The 19940-nt window shown below is 38.6% G+C and carries 15 protein-coding genes and 1 pseudogene; 9 read left to right on the top strand and 7 right to left on the bottom strand.

The features are described from left to right. Positions 1-92: 92 nt before the first annotated feature. The 8 genes from KAI36_RS13115 to KAI36_RS13085 all read left to right on the top strand — a co-directional run bounded on the left by KAI36_RS13115 (position 93) and on the right by KAI36_RS13085 (position 12034). Positions 93-2414, top strand: coding sequence for a GH36-type glycosyl hydrolase domain-containing protein (locus KAI36_RS13115; RefSeq protein ID WP_220027995.1), 2322 nt, complete (start codon positions 93-95; stop codon positions 2412-2414). 466 nt (positions 2415-2880) lie between these two features. After that, positions 2881-3072 (top strand): hypothetical protein, encoded by a 192-nt coding sequence (locus KAI36_RS27270; RefSeq protein ID WP_258382308.1) that lies wholly within the window; start codon positions 2881-2883, stop codon positions 3070-3072. 53 nt (positions 3073-3125) lie between these two features. Next, positions 3126-3317, top strand: coding sequence for a hypothetical protein (locus KAI36_RS27265; RefSeq protein WP_258382307.1), 192 nt, complete (start codon positions 3126-3128; stop codon positions 3315-3317). 29 nt (positions 3318-3346) lie between these two features. Further along, complete coding sequence (bglX, locus tag KAI36_RS13105; RefSeq protein ID WP_220027994.1) at positions 3347-5866, top strand: beta-glucosidase BglX; 2520 nt, start codon at positions 3347-3349, stop codon at positions 5864-5866. Between the two features lie 269 nt (positions 5867-6135). Then, positions 6136-6534, top strand: a complete 399-nt coding sequence (locus KAI36_RS13100) for a hypothetical protein (RefSeq protein ID WP_220027993.1) — start codon at positions 6136-6138, stop codon at positions 6532-6534. Positions 6535-7001: 467 nt separating this feature from the next. Further along, entirely contained in the window at positions 7002-8417 is a 1416-nt protein-coding gene (locus tag KAI36_RS13095) for an AlbA family DNA-binding domain-containing protein (RefSeq protein ID WP_220027992.1), read from the top strand. A gap of 451 nt (positions 8418-8868) precedes the next feature. Then, entirely contained in the window at positions 8869-10530 is a 1662-nt protein-coding gene (locus tag KAI36_RS13090; protein ID WP_220027991.1) for a competence protein CoiA family protein, read from the top strand. A gap of 415 nt (positions 10531-10945) precedes the next feature. Next, a complete protein-coding gene (locus KAI36_RS13085; RefSeq protein ID WP_220027990.1) occupies positions 10946-12034 on the top strand; it encodes a hypothetical protein in 1089 nt (362 codons plus the stop codon). A gap of 342 nt (positions 12035-12376) precedes the next feature. On the opposite strand, the gene KAI36_RS13080 is transcribed toward KAI36_RS13085, so the two are convergent. From KAI36_RS13080 to KAI36_RS13070, 3 genes are all read right to left on the bottom strand, one after another. Next, the gene (locus KAI36_RS13080) at positions 12377-12964 is read right to left on the bottom strand and encodes a hypothetical protein (protein ID WP_220027989.1); all 588 of its coding nucleotides are present in this window, start codon (positions 12962-12964) and stop codon (positions 12377-12379) included. A gap of 40 nt (positions 12965-13004) precedes the next feature. Next, positions 13005-13151, bottom strand: a complete 147-nt coding sequence (locus KAI36_RS13075) for a hypothetical protein (protein WP_220027988.1) — start codon at positions 13149-13151, stop codon at positions 13005-13007. Positions 13152-13269: 118 nt separating this feature from the next. Further along, positions 13270-13995, bottom strand: coding sequence for a hypothetical protein (locus KAI36_RS13070; protein WP_220027987.1), 726 nt, complete (start codon positions 13993-13995; stop codon positions 13270-13272). A gap of 271 nt (positions 13996-14266) precedes the next feature. On the opposite strand from KAI36_RS13070, the gene KAI36_RS13065 reads away from it, so the two are divergent. Beyond that, a complete protein-coding gene (locus KAI36_RS13065) occupies positions 14267-14512 on the top strand; it encodes a hypothetical protein (protein WP_220027986.1) in 246 nt (81 codons plus the stop codon). Positions 14513-15079: 567 nt separating this feature from the next. Here the strand turns inward: KAI36_RS13065 and KAI36_RS27705 are convergent. The 4 genes and pseudogenes from KAI36_RS27705 to KAI36_RS13050 form a co-directional block, all read right to left on the bottom strand. Further along, positions 15080-15244: pseudogene (locus KAI36_RS27705) on the bottom strand (RNA-guided endonuclease TnpB family protein); the annotation flags it as partial. 52 nt (positions 15245-15296) lie between these two features. Next, positions 15297-18155 carry a hypothetical protein gene (locus KAI36_RS13060; RefSeq protein WP_220027985.1) on the bottom strand — a complete coding sequence of 953 codons (2859 nt, stop codon included), beginning with the start codon at positions 18153-18155 and terminating at the stop codon, positions 15297-15299. Positions 18156-18160: 5 nt separating this feature from the next. Continuing rightward, positions 18161-19180, bottom strand: a complete 1020-nt coding sequence (locus tag KAI36_RS13055; protein ID WP_220027984.1) for a ComEC/Rec2 family competence protein — start codon at positions 19178-19180, stop codon at positions 18161-18163. A gap of 370 nt (positions 19181-19550) precedes the next feature. Continuing rightward, positions 19551-19799 carry a hypothetical protein gene (locus KAI36_RS13050; RefSeq protein ID WP_220027983.1) on the bottom strand — a complete coding sequence of 83 codons (249 nt, stop codon included), beginning with the start codon at positions 19797-19799 and terminating at the stop codon, positions 19551-19553. Positions 19800-19940 lie beyond the last annotated feature (141 nt).

The following is a 19940-nucleotide window of genomic DNA, read 5'->3' as shown; positions in this document are numbered from 1 at the left end:
TAGGTAATACCAATCAGACCTGCAATGTCGGGATTCTCCCAAAGGAGATAACAATTCCTCTATTTCCATAACCGTTTACTAGGAGTGAGAAAATGAAAGTAGATAAAATTCATCATTTTTCTGATAAAGGTAACTCTTGTATTATTAATACGCCACGGCCCCCGAGGCATTGGTACAATTATTTGTGGAGCGAGCAAGGATATTGCACACAAGTTTCCCAAATTGGGCATGGCCGAAGCTATTATATCAATTCAAAAGCAGACATGTGTATGATCAATAATCAGGATGCCAAATACCTGTACTTGCGCGATGATGACGCCAATGTGTACTGGAATATAGGGGAAGGCCCATTAAATGAAGAAGTCGAGGATTTCTCATGTGAGCACAATATTGGATATTCCATTCTCCAATCACAAAAGAACGGCGTCCATGCTTCCTGGAAGCTTTTGGTTCCGCATGAAGGCTATAACGAGGTATGGGTAGTCAAAGTCAGGAATAATACGGATAAAGTTAAGAATATCAGCGTATTTTCTACCGTGAGCTTTGAGCTTGAAGGCTTTAATTACCCGCGGTATTACGAAATGTACAGGAGCTGTGAAACCTTCTTTGATGAGAGGCTGAACGGTATTTACTGCCAGTCCAAACATCCCTTCGCGCCCCATAACAGATACAACAGTTATATCGCCTGCTCGGAAACCGTCCACGCCTTTGATGGCAATCTGGGAGAGTTTTTGGGAGATCTGGGGTCATATACTAGGTTGGATGCCATGCCAGCACCGTTGTTCCAGCGGCCGGACGTTGTAGTGAAAGGGAGAGATTGTACGAATTCTTTAACTACGCTTGTCAACCTCGGTGGGGTCTTGCAGAACAAGCTAGTACTGGCAGCTGGTGAAGAGAAGGAGCTATATTATGTGCTGGGGGTCAGTGAATCGTTGGAAGAAGCCGTTCAAACGGCGGAGCAATACAGCAACGGGGAGCGTATCGAACAAGCATTATTGGAAACAAAGGAGCACCAGAAGTGCAAATACTCTAGCCTCTATTTAGTTACCCCTCATGAAAAGTTGAACGTGCTTATGAACGAATGGGTGAAAAAACAGATTGACTTCTGCATTGTCGGCAAGAAGGGGGTTCGGGATAATCTTCAGATTGCTGTAGCCCTTCTAAATTACAGACAGGAAAGGGCCAAGGAGGAAATTATAGAATGCTTGCGGCATCAGTTTAAGGCAGGACATGCTGTGCTGACTTGGTATCCATATGATGCTACCCGCTACTCAGACCAGCCGTTCTGGATTATCTGGGCGGTGTGTGAGTTGATTAAAGAAACCGGAGATTATTCTCTTCTGGATATGGAGATCGAATATCAGGATGAAGGCTCCGCAACAATGCTGGAGCATGTGAAGGTTGCAATCAACCGGTTGATTGAAGACAAAGGGAAGCATGGCCTGGTGCGAATTTTCTTCGCGGATTGGAACGATGCCTTGAACATTACGACAGACCCGGATGCGGAATCCGTCATGTTGTCCGAGCAGTTCTGTTATGCCTTGAAAGAGCTGTCAGCGTTGATATGGCGACTGGGCGACAACGTTTATGCGGGTTACCTGGAAGAACAGTACCATATCCTTCGCCAAGCGATTAATGATACGGCTTGGGACGGAAACTGGTATATGCGCGCTCTTAGCAAAGAGGAGAATATTGGTTCCAAAGATAGCAAAGGGAGTAAAATCTATATTAACGCACAATCATGGGCGGTACTTGCTGAGATTCCGGATGAAGAGAAGCTACCCAAGGTGCTGGAATCTATGGATAGCATGGAGCATGATTTTGGCTTCCCGATCAATATGCCTCCCTATACCGAATATTCTTCCCATGTAGGTAGAATGGCAGGCATGCTTCCCGGGCTATTTGAGAACGGCGGAGTTTATTGCCACGCGACCGGTTTCAAGATTATGGCGGATTGCAAGGCAGGCAGAGGAGTAGAAGCACTACGCACTTTGCTGAAGATCATTCCAGACAGTGAAGCAAATCCATCCACACAATCTGGAGCGGAGCCGTATGTCTTCACTAATTGTTATTCAATTCACCCCAAATATTATGGGAAGTCCTACCAATCATGGACAACCGGAACCTCGGCATGGGGACTCATGTCCCTCTTGGAGGGAATTATGGGGATAAAGCGGGACTATGATGGCCTCCGGATTGACCCGTGCTTCCCGGCAGATTGGGAAGAAGCCCAGGTGTTTAGGGAATTCCGTGGCACGCGTTATGAAATCACCATCCGGAACCCATCACGGTTGTCCAAAGGACAACCGGAGATACAGGTGGACGGAAGCCACATCAGTGGAAATCTGTTGCCTCTCTTTCCAGATGACCGGATCCATCGTGTGGAAGTTGTTCTTAAGCCTATCAGCCAGTAGTTCGCAACTAGAAGATGATAGAAAAAACGATTGGACATGTGGTGCATCCCCCTATGTCCAATCGTTTTTCTCAGCCATTAATAAGATATTCGGGAGGTGTGACTCCCGTATATCTTTGAACACGAAAGTCGTCATATGAATAACGGGAAGTCGTTATGGGAGCAGTGCTGAGGTTTCGGCTAAAGTAAACTGTAGTTACCCGCTAATTGTTACCTTTTGATAACGGTTTCGCAAGTGGGAAGTCTAATATAAATGTGGGATAACCATGAAGAAAAGGCTGAAGTTGTTTGGTGCGTTGCTCATCATCTCCATGTTACTATTGTCGGCTTGTAGTAGTAATAAAGAAGAGACGATGGTAAATTCATCCGAAAAAGCCTGCAAAAAATATGACTGAATTAATGGATATTCCTTCTTCACGAGGGAAATTGATTTTGCGGCTTATGAATATATATGGCAGCAATCGTCATTGATTTTTAATGCATATGGAACCACTATACTCGTTACCGTATTCGGAACGACAGCCAGTTTGATTATTACCTCATTGCTAGCTTATCCGTTATCGCGCCGGGACATTTCTGGCGGATATATCGTCGCTTTTCTACAGTTCTTCATCTTCACCTTGTTGTTTAATGGTGGAATGACTGGTTCAATGGCTTGATTTATATCACAAATCCCAAACTATACAGCTTGCAAAACGTGATGAATCAATTGATGAGCAACATTCAATTTTTGTCCAACAATAGCTCTGTAAGTTCACTGGCCGCTGAGTCAATGACACAGATTCTCAGCGAAGCCTTCCGCATGGCGATTGCTGTGATCAGCATCGCTCCGATCATGATTGCTTACCCTTTCTTCCAAAAGTATTTCGTGAAAGGTTTGGCTATCGGCGCGGTGAAAGGTTGATTTAAAAACATGTTGAGGAGTTGAATCGTATGATTGGTACTTGGAGTTTTCTGCATCAAACGCCACAATCCACTATTAAAATGCAGTTTGTCATTGAAAAGAAAGAAACTTATGTATTATCGGTCGCCCTTGAACCGTTTCCGTTCCCCATCGATATCACTGAGTTGACTGTAGAAGGCAACACACTGCAGGCTAAGGGGACATCATCATTTGTGCCAAATGAAACGCTTGAATTTGAACTGACTTTTAAAGATGAAGAGTTCCAGGGCAGGATCAAGCTTCCCTTCCAGGAAGCATTCTTCGTAAAAGGTGCGAAAGGGCCTGGCCCATCGCTCGCAGATACGCTCATTTCTGAAATAGCTCATTACCGGAAGTATGATGTAAAGCAACGCGACGATAAAGAGATTTATCTAGCCGTTGAAGCTCTTCTCAGCAAGATGTCGATTACTGATAAGATCGGTCAAATGAGTCAGTGTATGTCTACAAACCTCTCGCTTGGATCAGAGATTGCGTCTGACTCACCGGAGAAACTGGTTGCGGAAGGCCGAGCTGGTTCGATTCTGTCGGCCGTAACCGGTCGCCGAGTGTTCGAACTCCAAAAAATAGCGGTAGAGCAATCCCCGCATGGTATTCCGTTGCTATTTAATTTTGACGTTATACATGGGTTTCAGACGGTATTTCCCGTGCCACTTGCTTGGTCTTGCAGTTGGGATTTGGAATCTATCAAGGAAGCTTGTGCGATTGCCGCAAAAGAGGCTACCGCCAGTGGTATCACATTTAACCACGGCCCGATGGTCGATGTTACGAGGGACCCGCGTTGGGGTCGCGTCGTGGAAGGCGCAGGCGAAGATCCTTATCTGGGAAGTCTAATCGCCAAAGCTCAAGTAGAAGGCTACCAAGGTAACAGCTTACACGACCCTGACACACTCATTGCTTGTTTAAAGCATTTTATCGCATACGGAGCTGCCGAGGCAGGAAGAGATTACAATACGGTAGATATTTCGGAAGGCACCCTGCGGAATGTTTACTTACCGCCCTTCATGGAGGGGATTCAAGTGGGCGCCGGATCGGTGATGAATGCCTTTAATACTTACCAGGGGGTTCCAGTGGCAGGAAACCGCTACCTCCTTAACGATTTGCTGAGAGGGGAGCTTGGCTTTGACGGTATATTGATTTCCGACTACGGCTCCATTGATGAAATCGTCGCTCACGGGAACGCAAGGGACAGCAAAGAAGCAGCAAAAAAGGCTCTTGATGCAACGTTGGATATTGAAATGGTGACTCGTTCTTATGATCATTTGCATGAATTGATCGAACAGGGACTCGTTACGGAAGAGCAATTGAACCAAGCGGTACGTCGGATTATGACCTTTAAGTATAAGATCGGCATTATGGACGACCCGTTCCGTTATGTACGTCCGGAAATAGAAAAGGAATATCACTTCCATCCGAGTCATTTAGCAGCGAGTCGGAGTCTGGCACAGAAATCCATCGTTTTGTTGAAAAATAACGGTTTGCTCCCTATTACAAGCAAGGAACGGAAGATAGCTGTGATTGGTCCATTCAGTGACAGCAAGGACCTGCTGGGACCATGGCAGTGGTCCCGATATGCGAATGAAACCGTTACGCTCTGGCAAGGGATTGAAGAACAGGGAGTACTGGCGGCAAATCTTTTGCTCGAAGAAGGGTGCAAGGTTGAGGAGGAGATTGTAGGAGGACTGGAGCGGGCAGTCTCTGCGGCGGAACAAGCGGACATCGTTATTCTTGCCCTTGGTGAGAACAGTGAAATGTCTGGCGAGGCTGCATCCCGTATGGATATTACTCTGCCGAAGGGTCAACAGGAACTGGCGGAAGCAGTTGTTAAGGCAGGCAAACCGACCGTACTGGTTCTAACAAATGGACGGCCTATTGTGCTGGATTGGTTTGAGCATCATGTGGACGCCATTGTGGAGACATGGTTCCTGGGATCTCAAGCCGGGCATGCCATAGCAGATGTGCTCTTTGGCAATTATAATCCGTCCGGCAAACTGACGATGAGTTTCCCCGCTCATATTGGACAAGTACCGGTATACTACAATCACTTTAGCACCGGGAGACCTGTAACGGAAAGTAATGGGCATCTAAAGTTCTTTTCCAAGTATATAGATGGTTCCAATGACCCGTTGTATCCTTTCGGTTACGGGCTAAGCTATACTACGTTCGAGTATTCGGAAATTCGGTTATCTCAATTGCGTATAAATGCTTCGGAGACAATTACCGCTAACGTGACGGTTACCAATACAGGGATGGTACAGGGAGAGGAAATCGTCCAGTTGTACATTCAGGACCTTTATGGCAGCGTGGTCCGTCCGGTGAAAGAGCTTAAGGGGTTCAAAAAGGTGACGTTAGCCGCAGGCGAAGCACAAGAAATCAGCTTCACCATCGCCGAAGCGAATTTGGCTTTTTGGAATTCGGATCGAAAATATGAGGCCGAACCGGGGGAGTTCAAGGTTTATATCGGATCGAGTTCCCGCGATGTGAAAGAAGCGTCATTCGAACTTCTGCCTTAAACGACTTGCTGGTGCCGGAATGGTATCCTAACGGAGGTGAGTAAAATGGAATTTTCTGAAAACTCAACATTGGTCGAATTGCTTTCCAATTCATTTATTTATGAAAACGTCCAAAAGAATGACTTATAGGTGTTTTTTTTCTACAAGCCCCCCACCCCCCGTATGGCATTGCAATGTGTCGGGGGACAACAACATATATTAATATAACTGCACATTACTAAGGAGGTATATTCTGAAATGGCTATTTACGGTATTAGTGCTATGTATGATTGTACGTACGACAAGAAAATGGACTTCAGGATGCACCTGCCTTGCACAAAATGCTTAGTAAGGTCAAGATAGGCGATTTTATATATATCAAGTCCTTAACGGGACAGTCATCGAAAGCATTGATCATTAAAGCCGTTGGTATTGTGACGGATGATCGTGTTGAAGAACATAATGGTCTTGGCTTAGGTGTATCAATGAAATGGATTTGGCAAGGAGAAAAAAAGTTGGACTTAACTGAGCAAATGTACAAGAACAATGTGTTCATTAATACACTGTATGAAGAGTTTAATAGAGATATACAGACTCTTATATTACAAAAAGTATTTGATCTTCCTGGATCACAATTCGTTGTCCTGAGGGATGATTTGCAAAAGTGTAGAACTCTGGTAATTAGATAAAGACAATCATCTTCGTCAAATTCTATCGTAATTGTAAACTCTGGGCTGCAAACAATGTAGTAGGTATCCTCATTCTGTCTGGTAGTTACTGCTATCACGATAAAACTCTGTTAATTGGAATCTAAATTACATAAAGAGTGAGTATTAATCTAACTTCGTTTGTTCCTAGGTCATATTAATCTTAGAATTTTTATGAATGGAAACAGGAGAGTGAGGGGAGTGCTTCGCAGCTGCACCATAATTACTACTCGACTGAATGAGTTGGTCCAAAATGTACTTGACTGAATGCCTGTGATCTTGGGTAAGAAGATGCAGGATGCTTGTCTATATCCAGATCGGACAAATTCATAAAATCTCCTGGTATGCTGCAGCCGTACCTGATTGACTCCATGTTTTCATACCCTGTATTCAATTGACCTGATAATTTCCATTGAATGAAAAACCCATCTATATGGAGGAACGATATCATGTATAATTCTCAAGACAAATTTTTTGAATTAGTTGGACTTGGAACAGAAAATAACAAATGGGACTACAAAAGAGACATACATATAAGTCCCAATATTGCATTTGCAAATTTACTAAAAGATATTCTAGCCTTCGCTAATAGTGGTGGTGGATGGTTAGTATTAGGTGTCGATGATAACTGTGAAATTCTTGGGGTAGAAAAAAAGATTGATCCTACATCATTAGGTCAAAAAATAATAAGTGTAGTTGGGAAGCAAGTAGTATTTGACCTAAACTACTATAGTATCCATAAAGAAGAAGCTGAAAAAACAGTTGGTCTGTTATACGTACATGATTCGGAAAAAGTATTGGTATCACCAGTAGATCTATATAATGAAAAAGGAAACCCAATTATTAGTGAAAACACAATCTACTATCGTAGAAACACTAGTTCAATTAAAGCAAATATCGATGATATAAATAATTTGCTCTATAAAGTTACTCACTTGGGAAGGTATGAACTCAAAAATGAAGATATTGAATTTTTAAAGAATCAAAAATCAGAATACTTCATGTTTAAAGAAGAAGATGATTTCTTCGAAGGCAATTATAAGTTTAGTGTCTCTAAATTCGCTGATAAATTAAACACTATCTATCGTTTTCATCAATCAAACTATACAAAGTACGAAATAGGGATACTATTGGGGTTTGAGATTAATGCTATTGATGATTATTTTGAAGGTAAAAGATTCCCTAAAATTGAGCATCTAATACGTGCTGTAGAAATTTTCAATCTCCCGCATGATTATTTTTTTCAAACTACAATAGGCATGGAAATGCCATTCATTCAGAACCCCTTAATAACTTATATAATTTTAGAAAAAACTGAATGCAAAGTAGATTTATACGATTACGGTTTTGGGAATGCATTTAACAGAATCATTAGTGATTTAGCCATGAATTTTTCCTACTTTAAAAAGTGGATATATTGCAGCAATAGAGAAAAATTCAAACCTAGTGAAGATGATTTTGAGAGTTTGACTTATGAAAACAAAAAAATGCAACAAACGTATGAGAGCTATTTAGAAGAAGTTAGTGATGATCAATATGAGAAATTTAAAGATCATTTAAAAATTCAATATTACAAAGAAATGGAAAAAACCCCGAATGTAAGTGAACGATTACTCCATGAGAAAATTAAAACCAAACTGATATATAGTGACATTAGCTTTGTATGTAAGTTTATATCAGAATTGATTAAAACCATTAAAATTGTAGAGGGGGAAATTTATATAGAATATAATTTCATATTCGAAGTACAAAATAGAATAATTCGTTATAGAGATTATGACCGTCAAAATTTAAAAGTTAATTTTTGCAGCCAAAAAACGTTAGATGAACTTGCAAACGAAGATCAAGAAGGATCTAGCCTGTAAATCTTCGAATAAAACAGGGGGAGGCTTGGCTAGATCCTAGATCCGGATCGACAAATTTAGAAGATCTACTGGGCATGCTGCAGCCGTACCCGACTGACTCCATGTTTTCGTACCCTGTATCCAAGGTAGTAGGGAATGTTCGAAATACTGATGCCAGTCGACTAGGGCATTCACAGAGAAAAATATTTTTCGTGTTGAGCCTCTAACAAATAAGATATGTTGAAGATCAGAAAATACTATGTGAATACAACTGGAATGATTCGAGGGTTCAAGAAATTGCTGGCAAGCATCTAAAGGAATAGACGCAACTTAATAAAAAAGGACATATGTTCGTAATAGAAATGTTTTAGTATAATTAAAATACAAGCTATATGGATTAATGTATGTAAACGATGCGTGATTAAGTAGTGAGTAGTGCTAAGTTCAATTTCTCTTTGTAGGGGGAGGGCTAATGCCTCAATTCGCTTATACAGCCAGTTATAATGGATGGGAAACTGACTTCCCAAGTGGTAGAATCCAGACGTTTAAGGAGCAGGAATACATTGAACTAGATAGCTTCACTGTCACGGCAGAAGAGGTGAAGCGAATCCGCAGCCCCAAAGAACATCAATTGATTTGCCCTATTTGTGAGCATCGATTGGTTTACAACAGGGGATATTATAAGAAGGATAATGACGCTAAACACCCAGCCATTCGCCGTCCGTCTTTTTATCATTTGAACAATGAGGCCTGTTTTGAAAGCGAATCATTAGCTCATGCGATGACGAAACGTTTTCTTTTTGAAAAGCTGCTTGAGGCAGGCTACGAAGTAAGAGAAGAACACAAACACCGGATTAACGGGAAAAAGATTCGAGCTGATGTAGCTGCATTTACAGGAACTCACCACACTCAAAGGCTCCGGTTGGTTGTAGAGGTTCAAGCTTCAAACATTTATCTTGCAACCATGGCCAAGCGAGTTAATGCTTACTTTGAGGAAGGAGTGCCTACTGCGTGGGTCCTTCTTTTAGATGACTTTTTTGAAGGCTATACTGCTGCAAAAAAAGAAGAGTACGATCCGGATCTCAGAGAATTTGTAATGGTCCCCCTTAATCCCGGCGGGGAAAATCTTTTCACTGTAAATGGAAAAGACAGCAAAGCATTTCTGTTGTTAATGGATTTGTATGGTTATGTGCTTGGAGTGAATTATACAGGTAATATATTCTTAATTCGTCGAGATCCGGATAATGAATCTTTTCGTACTCGTGCATTATTAACCAAGTCATCATGGACTTCTGCCGACTCATCATGGACTTCTGCCGACGAGGTTTATCGCATCGCACGAATTGCTGATAAGGATATTGTGCCAACTCTTCTTTTGACACCGCTTATTCAAGTCCCTGTAGAAGAATCGACTGGTAGTATTACGTTTACAGGGATCCCATTAGGTGCACTCGGAGAGGGGTCTCATCCTACGTTCAATCCTGAAACAACAGAATTAACCGAAATAGGAATCGATTTTGAAAGTGGGAAATTGGTGGGCCAAGAGGCGGAAAAAGCGATAAACCCCATAGCGTTAATACATCAGACCTGGGAAGCGCAGCGACTCGCAGAAGAAAAGTTCAAGAGCCAGGAGAACCATCTACAGGAACTACAAGAGCTTATAGACCAAGCCGAAGAACATGAACATCAAGTTCGTGAATTCTTCCGAGGGGACTACGGTGACTTTTTAATCAATGAAGAATTGCGTCATCAGATTGAGGAGACTTTACTCTTGAATGGTTATCAAGCCAAAGATCCCACCCAGCTGACCTATCTTACAAGAAATGAAGGACGGGACTTGTTGTCATTTATCCAAGGGAAGTCCAAAATGTTGCATAGGGTTGAACTGTTGCATAACGATGAAACGATATGGGATGCCTATGAGAAGTTGTCTGAAAGTGGTCGCTTGCAGCTAGAACGTAATGTCTTTCCAGACGCCTTACCTCTTTGGTTTGCTGGCCGAAAACGTAAATTAGCAGAAAAAGAGCTCTTGGAGAAGAAAAAACAGAGACAGAAAGCGAGTAAAGAAGCCAGAGAAAAGAAATCAACCATTCAGGAAAAAGGATCGGATGCTGAACTTGGATGGAACTTTTAACACTGATATCAAAGTGATCCTTGAGCTTTATTGCCATTCGAAGCATAAGACATTCTCTGGGTAATGTCATAATCATCCCACCTAAGCTATACACAGAGAGTTTGATTGATAAGAGATGAAAAAGATACGGGCAGGCTCTATCAAACAGATGGGAGACCAAACTAGATATGATAACCACATAAAAAAAGTAAATTAAGAGTTTAAATCGTTAATGACCAGTAAAGGGGTCTCGTGCTTAAGGGCTTCTTTAGTTCAGTCAGCCTGTTTAATTTATTGAAAATATCACATAGAACGAGTCCCAATAGAACGTAGTAGAATTCCTACTACTAGAGTTAAGCTAAAAGGTGGAGCCGAATAAAATTAAAAAGCGAATTCTTAGAATTGTGAAAACACTTTAATTTGGGGGAGATTAAAGTTGGACAAAGTTTCTTTACTTAAGCTAGGGTTAACGGAAGATGAGAAAAATACTTTTGATAATAAGAAGAAAGTTGAATTTAGCAAAAGATTAGGGAGCCTCCTCAAGGTAAGTAGAGCTGATGCTAAAAATGATGAGTGCTTTATTTGTGAAAAGGAATGTAGTAGCTTCTGCAATTCACATTCGGTGCCCAAGTTCTGCCTTCAGAACATATCTGTTGCCGGTAAATTCTATCATTCAGGTAATTTAGTTGATATGCCTATGCTGGATAAAGACAAAGGACTAGGTGAGGCTGGTACTTTTAAGATAATCTGTAGAGATTGTGATAGTTCGGTTTTCAGTGATTATGAAAATCCTGAGGCTTACTATCAAGAAGGCCCAACCGACAAGATGCTTGCTCAAATAGCAATGAAAAATCACCTGAAAAGTATTAGCAAAAGGCAATTGGAAATTCAATTATATAAAAATATAGCCAAAGAATTTGACAACCATGAAATGATGAGTCACATGGAAGCTATAGCGTCAACAGATCTAAAAGAATATATTGACGAATTCAAGTACGCTAAAAAAGCTTGTCAATCAAAATGGGATAATAATTATTATTTATCATATTTTGAATCCATTCCTTATGTTTTTCCAATCGCATTCCAGAATAATATCGCCTTAGTCTCGGATCTTGAAGGTGGCACCATCAATGACATATATAACCACTTAAGCGATTATGTAATAAAGAGTGTTCATATATGTGTCTTTCCGCTTGAAAATCACAGCGTAGTAATGATGTTTTGTAGAAATGGTGAAAATAGATACTCAAAGTTCTTTAAACAATTCAAAAAATTATCGTCCGAAGAAAAATTAAAGGTAATTAACTACATTATTTTTAGCTATTCTGAAGATTATTATTTTTATAAAGGGATCGACCAAGATATTTTGGGCAATGAGAACCTGAAAGATGTAGCAAAAACGACGTCCGTTTCTGTCGCCGATAGTCCATTTGCTGATTCATTAACAGCAGCAAAGGAATCTTATGATTTAAATAAAAGAGATACCATTCCTAATTTTTTAAGTGAAACATATAAGGTTGTATAATATTAAAGCTTACATTATAAGCGATCCTAATCAGTCCGGTTAGTTTCGCTTTATTTTGTTTATAAGAGACGTTAGTAAATAAATCCTTCTCAACATGAGGGCAATTTCTGTGGGGAACTCCAGGTTTGCGGTCGCTTAATAAACATGCTTTTTTATTGTCTACTTGACGGGACTATGAAGTCATAACACTTAATTACAAACAAAGTATTATAGTTCTGAGAAAAATGTTATAAAAGTATGGAATCTAATGTTATTAGAAAACAATTAGACGGTAAAGCCAAGCTGCTATGCGGTTTTCTTTAGACATATTCACAAAACCCGTATTTTGACTAATAGTATCGATCATCTCCGGATCAACATTTTCACCAGAATACAATGCAAGACATCGTCTTTGTTATATTCTTTATTTACACAGAGGTGATGACCTAATATAGCTCGAGTTGCCACATCAACTATTACAAGAAGCCATACCCGTTCAACAACTTCTGTAAATAAGTCTCCTTCAGGGGTTTTAAATGTGATAGTAAACATCGCATCAATCTTATGTCCATCAAACTGAACGCGTTGAAAAGGCCTTTTTAATATCAGTTCGTGTGTTGGCGTTCCCATCCGCGCTTGTCTTGCTGCTTCCCTTCCGTAACGCTTTGCACCTTCTGAAAAATAATTATTCTCAATTTTTTTAAAGAAACGATATAGTGACCGGTATCCTTTATCATTGGTATTAAAAGGATAGTCATGTATTCCTAGACCATTCTTTTCGCATAAACTCAGGAATGATCTATGGATGCCATCAGTTAAGATTGTGGGCATCGTAGAACTTTTTCCTTTCCGTCTTAAATATGCTGAAGTGATCTTCTCTTCAATTTCTGGATACTGTTCAAGGAGTTTGTTGAACGCCCCATTTAATTTTGGCCTTTGATGTTGTGGCAAAAAAGTTGTGGTTGCACTTCTATCATACTTTTTAGTTCTCTTATGTGGGATTAAATGCTCTAAATCCCCAGATTGCTTCAGTTATTGGATCAAATTCTAAACATTTTTTTATAAAAATGATTAATTCTTTTTTACTTACGCCTGTTTGTTCTGTGATTTTTTCTAAAGTTACTTCTTCATGAAGCATGTATAGCTTCACTGCATTTTCTCGTTATTTGAATATATCTCTCTCTACAGGTTCAAGTTGCATGATATTAACAATTGGCCAATTTGAGATGTCTTTATGTTTTGGATCGATATTTATACTATCTAAGATACGTCTTCTCGACATTCAACTGCACCTCCGTCAATCCACAAAGTAAGTCCTGATCTTGATTAAAAGTGAGTATCCCATGAAGGATCAGTACAAATATAGAATTCCGAATTATCACAGGATGATATTCAGATTGAATGGATTTTTCTAAGTCACGAACTGTCATAGGACCATTTAAAGCTGATCTATAAATCAGCTCATACACTTCTGGTTTTATGTCAGAAAGTGGAGTGAAAAAAGGAATCAACGTTTTTTTATTTGCAATAATAGTGGAGTTGTGTCGTATATCTTCTTCGGTCAGAACACAATGTGTCTTATTGTTCTCTGCGCACCATATTTTTTGAGCATACATTTCATTAATTGCTTGTTCGCTTGAACGTTTGTTATCCGGATCTATTTCATAGGAGTAACGTATAAAGACAAACTTTTCTTCACTTTCTGATTTAATCCACATATCAAAAACTGTTTCGACAACTTTACCTGCAATAGATACTAACGGTCTTTCACAGTAACTCATGACTGTAATATCGGATTCCGTTAGAACCCAATGATCATATTGAAGTGAATTGTATAGTCTAACCTCTCTATTTAACCTTCTACTAAATACAAAAAATCTATTCCTACCCATTTCATTTTTTATCTTATTAATCGGTGAATACAAGTGCAACAATCCTCCAAAATTTGTATTTTGAGCACTATATTTTATATTCAACCTCATATACTGCACTCCTTTGTCTATAAAACACTTTTTTTGTCGAATGCTTCAGGAATCAGAAAAATATTGTATTTGAATAAACTATATGAGCTGGCCTCTTAACTCCTTTTCTACTTTAGGGGAGCAGGGAAATATAACCTCATACGCTCGCTTTGCTGTATCTGGATATCTATTAATCCAAGCTCTTTTGTCTTAATTAAAAAGGGGTTTTGTAAACTGATGTCGAATTCTTTTAGTCTAGATCTTAACCAGAAAAACTAAGGAGGTAAAAAACATGACTGAACCGTTGGGGATTACTGAAAAGTACAGTAGAGAAATCCATGAAATTGGAAACAAACTAAGAGACCTTGAGAACGGGCGTATTTACGAGAAAACAGGCGCTCAAATGGATGGTTACCTTACAACAAACATTCAGCAACTCAGAAAAATGTTTACGGAGTTAATCTCTAAGATTGACAATCAAGATCCATCGATGAATGAGAAATTAGCGGAAGCTCTAGGAAGAATTGAAAGACCCTAATCTATGGAGAGGAGCTTTCGAGCTTCCTTTTTTCAATTTACAAAGAAAATATTATCAAGAAATTACTTGTCTTGTTTTTTTGTACCAACTGAATGAGAAAAAACACACTGGTGTCCCTTATTGATTGAACTCCAGGCTAGAGGGGGACTTTAAGTAATTCTACAATGCAAAAAAGTCGCTTAAATAGCGACTTCATAGTACTTAAATCAGCTCCATCTTCCCTCGGCTTGGAGTCAACTTAAATTTCGACTCTAAGAAAGTCGAATTCCAGTTCTTCACTTTAATTTATAGATGTGATGTTATCCGGATGGCTTGGTCGAATGCACACAGTAAAAATGATATAATGTGCCTTCATGATAAACAACAGACGGTTTATGGGCGTAAATACTATCCAAACTCCCGTTTGGACCAGGTTCGATAATAGGATTAGGCTGCTTGATCCAATGAACTGTCTTCCCGTCAAAGTCAAAATAAAACATCACCCAGTGATCCCGATGCTTTAGTACGCAGGGATCACTGACAAATTTACTTTCCCATGAATTTGGAGTGACTTTCAGTAACAGATTTTTTACGGGATTTCCTTTTGGGAAAGCTGGTAGCCCGGCGTTTGAAGAATTGGTGGTACCCCTATTTCAAATTGAGCTGCACGTTAGCGAGTGCCCAGCTGTCGACCTCTTTCAGAAACGGAAAATCGTTTTTGTACCGAGCAGGCGTAGGAAACTTGATTTTCTCGCCGGTTGCTCTTTAAATTGAATTTGATGGGTGACCTCTAATTATCAAATACTCACGCATATAAGTCTATTTGCGACATAATTTCATAAAGTCTTTGTTCAGAGAGATCTCTTTCGAAATTCTTTAAAGAATCTTTTATTAAATCACCAATTTTTTTAAACTCTGTACCATGTTTTTCTTTTAAGACTTCAGTAACAATTCGAGCGTTATGCTTTTTGCACTCATCAAAAAAGTAGTTCGAAAATTCCTCAAGGAAATAATCATATACCTCTGAATCAATTTTGTGGAATCGTTCACGGAAGTTTGAGCGATCATTAAGCCAATCACTCCTTTGCTTATCATGTACACTCTCTTTGAGCTCATTATCCTTATAACTAGATAAAAGTATCTGCTTAAAGCACTTATCTAGATTACAATCTAAACATAACGTTGGTTCAACTGGAAATCTAAACAGTTTATGTTCTGGACAACTCAAAAAATGCGTAGAAAAATTATTTAATAGTTGCTGTATTGCTGCAGCATCATTCATTTGAGGATCAGTTGAAAAGAACAGTGCAAAATCATCAGAGGACAACTTAGAAAATACTTTGTTGTATGCATCAAAAAATCTCCAGTTCCATACATCTCTATAGGTGCCCCAATATCCAAGTACATCTCGATTTAAACGCTCAATGTTAGCGGTCTGTGTTCTCCAGTGCCCATGTCCCGAGTACCCATTAAACCATGTAATACTTGCAGCATCAAACATTTCTTCCAATAGAAATATTAATCTATCTTTCAGTTCTGGAGGTTGAGTGTTGGCGTTAAAATTGAGTTCCATTTTTTTAATATTAATGAACCCAGTACCCAAATACTCTTTTCGAATAATAGACCTCAATAACTCTTTTATATGAAAAGTATTATTTCTAAGATACTGAGAACGTTCACTACCATTCTCATTTGAACAATACGGTATTAGTTTATCCTTGATTACTTTATATATATTATCCGCCAGTTCTTTTGAGACACCGTTGTTTTTTAAAGCCTGTTGAATAGGATGGTCTTCGTCCATATATCCTGTAATTCTAGAATTAAAATAATTAACAACATTTATTTTGTTTTTTTTATTTAATGCCCAGAGATCTACAACAGGGTCTTTGCTCATACTGTTAATCACTGATTGATTCGCATCTATGTCAGTAAAAACCATATAAATTCTGAAGTTTGGATTAATATTATATATGGTTGGAATTGCTAACTCTAGATCAGAGGGAGAATCAGACCCTAGCTTTCTTAAATAGAACACCGTATTCATTTTGGGGTAATCTTCCATTAGCTTAGGTAGTCTTTTTTCTAACAGGTCCTTACTCAAACTAGTAGCATGATCTAACCCATAAGTATCCACTAAAGTTATCTTGGAAATATGTAAATCCTTAAAAACCTTAATGTAATCATCGCTTACTCTATCTTTCACAATGACTTTTTCAATGAATCCCGTATAGGAGTACTTCACCCCTTCATTTTCCATTACCTTTAATGAACATTCTAAAAACTCTTTTTCCTGCTCATTCATATCAGGGTGAAGTTTAATTGTGACTTGATTTTCCTTTGAAAATAAAATGCTATGTTTTTTCTTTAATGTGCTAATTACAACATCGTATACTTTTTCAAATAAAACTCTAACTACATCATCAAGATCATAATCATTCTTACTTTTTTCTGGATCTCTTTCAATCCCTAATTTACTAATTAAGTGAAAATATTGATCCGTCGAATATTTCACAGGAATAGTAATATTTGGATCAATACCAAATAGAGACTTAAAAATATTTAATATCTGATGAGGGATTCTCTCTTCTGTACAAAAGTCCAGCTCTTCATAATCGAAAAAGTCCTCATTACGAAGGGTACTGTTTAAAAGTTGAGTTGGTTTTATTGAATACTCGGATAAGTGAAGGATGCCTTCTTCTTTAGTTTTTGTATTTTTATTATCAGTTGATTCATCTAGAATTTGATAGCACTGATTAATGCGAAATTTAACAAAATCCTCTTTATTAAAAAATTTAATTTCAACATTAGGCATTTTTAGATCCTGAAAAATTTCATATTCAGTACTTGATCGTGTAGTTCGGCCATTTCCGGTAGAATTAATTAGATTTGAATGTTTTAAAAACGTTTTAATGAAAGCAGATTTTCCGGCGCCGCTTTTACCAATTAATAAAGAATAAAGTTCATTATGACCCTTAATGGCAGCAGAATTCTCTTCTTTTATGTTCAACCATGATATCCCATTTTCAAAACTCCCGTCTTCAAGATAAACAATATCGAGCTCTCGTAACTCATCAATTATTGCGCTTAGAGGAATAACCTGCACTTCGCTGTAAGCACCATCAGGAAGTAAAGTTCCAATAAAAATACCGACAAGCGCCTTATTCTTTGAAACTAGAAGTGGTGAGCCGGACATACCTTCAAGCAACTCTTTCTTAGAACGATCGAAGCTATCTGAAAAATCAATGTTATAGGTCATTCTTTTACTCGTTGAGCTCGTGTTCCCCTTAAAATTTGCCTCTATACATTCAAAGGCTGCGTCAGTATCTTTTTTTAGATACGGAAAACCACAGAGTAATGAATTCTCATAATTAAATTCTCCTAGCTTAAAAGGGACATTACTCGCCATTCCTTTTGGAGCTTTTTTAATAATTATGGCACCAATGTCCAAGTTATTAAGAATATGTATAGCAATTACTTCTAGATCAATGCCAAAAAAATCAAATTGTCCTTCAGTCGCATTGAACAAACAATGACTTGCTGTTAATATCATGTCATACTTATCACTGTTCATTTGAATGATAATTCCGCTTCCGTACTTAGATTCTGATTTGTATGTAAAGTTGTAACGGATGCAGTGTGGTAGTTCCTTTGACGTATGCATTCTCTCTATTCCTCCAATACAATATTTGATATCACATATTCGTAAAAGTTATATAATGTTTTTTCTTCAGTATTAAAAAGCCCCGGGTGCTCGTAATTATAATAAAAAGACACCCTTTGCTGAGAATTAATAATCTTTGCCAAAGTCTCCTTGTGTGGACGATTACTTTTATTTGTTGATATTAAATAACGGGAACAATCCAAAATTGATAGCAACTCCTCGGAAGTATTGAACTTACTTCCGTGATGAGATAGCTTTACACAATCTAATTTAAGTTTATTTTTGGTTGAGTACCCCATGCTCTTTAAAGAATTCGCTATTATTAAAGCATGAGCATCACCTAACATTAGAATGTTTTTATCAGAGTATTCAAAAAGAAAAGCAATACTAGATTTATTTGCAAGTGATCTATCTTCACAAAATGGTTTTTTGAGTAAATCTTCTAAAGTGTAGTTATAATCATTATTATTACCACCACACTCGGTATCGCTGTTTTCTTCTAGTTCCCAGTTCTTATTTAATTCTTTAAGTGTATCAATCGTCGGAGATAATATGGTAAGTTTAGCCCCAGATAAAAGAAATTTATCTTTGAATTTTATTATTTCATCATTCCAAATGTTATTTTTTTTAAGATAGTCTTCTAAACTTTTCCCCTCTCGATAAGAACACTCAGAGTTTAACGGCGATAAGGTCAGTTCTCTACTTTTTATAATATCTGTGTTGAAGTACTTTGAGAGAGAACTAGCCGAATTGAACAGAACTTTTCTTATCAAGTGGTGGTTCATGTCTTCATCTTGAAAATATTTTAGTATACCACCGATATGATCACTGTCTGTATGAGTTAAAATGAGTAAGTCTATTACTTCATTTCTTTTTTCAATGTCCTTTATTTCTTTTTTTAAAGTACGATATGTTCTAGCAATTCCACCGTCAATTAAAATATTTGTATTTCTACCATCTCCATTATTATATGAGATGATAAAACTATCACCACTGAATGCTTTTAACATTCTTATATTAAGCATTGCACTCATCCTCTTTATGGCTTTTTAATTATAATGACTATTCGCAAGCCTAACATATTCTATTTAACGATAAAAGATGTAACGCGCATGACACTCCTTTAAAAAAAGCAACGCAGATGTATCAACAGATTTGAGAGCACTTTTCCAAAGCCTCCTGAAATCTTCTTCACTTAAATAATTCATTCGTTCTCCTCCGTTAACATATTCTGCTACCATATTCGCATTACCAGAGAAATTGATAATTCCTGATTTTAAGAGGGAGGACATGAAAATTAAGACTCCTCTATACATCTAATTCGACTTTCTCGACACGTTGAAGCGTCCGCACCAGGCGGACGATTATTCGCCTTTCGTTGGCGAATAATTTTTGTTAGGTCTTCTTGAAAAATCCGAAGCGTTCAATTTGCCTCTTTTGACCCCGATCGAATAGGTCGTTCCTTGTGTTCTTAGGCTCACATCCAAATATATTCCCAATTCGCTCGTTATTTTGGTGTTGATTGATATGAATCTCCCACTGCTTGTTCGCCTGATCCACGAATTGTCCTTCCACCAACAGCGTGCCGTCCGCTCGAAATTCAGCAATCAACGTCTTGCTACCAAGTATCGGTTTGATATACACTTCCGGAAACAGATGTTAGGTAGCTTATTCTCGGAAGTGACCGAATTCGGTGCACCAACCAATTGCTCCATGCCGGACTGCAATTGCATCAAGATCACTGCCGCCTGCGCCCGAGTAACGATATCGTTTGAACCGAACATC

It is taken from the genome of Paenibacillus sp. S02, from assembly GCF_019454065.1.
GTDB classification, from domain to species: Bacteria; Bacillota; Bacilli; order Paenibacillales; family Paenibacillaceae; genus Paenibacillus; species Paenibacillus polymyxa_B.
The sequence above is the reverse complement of the archived record's forward strand: the minus strand, read 5'-3'. Positions and strand labels throughout refer to the sequence as shown.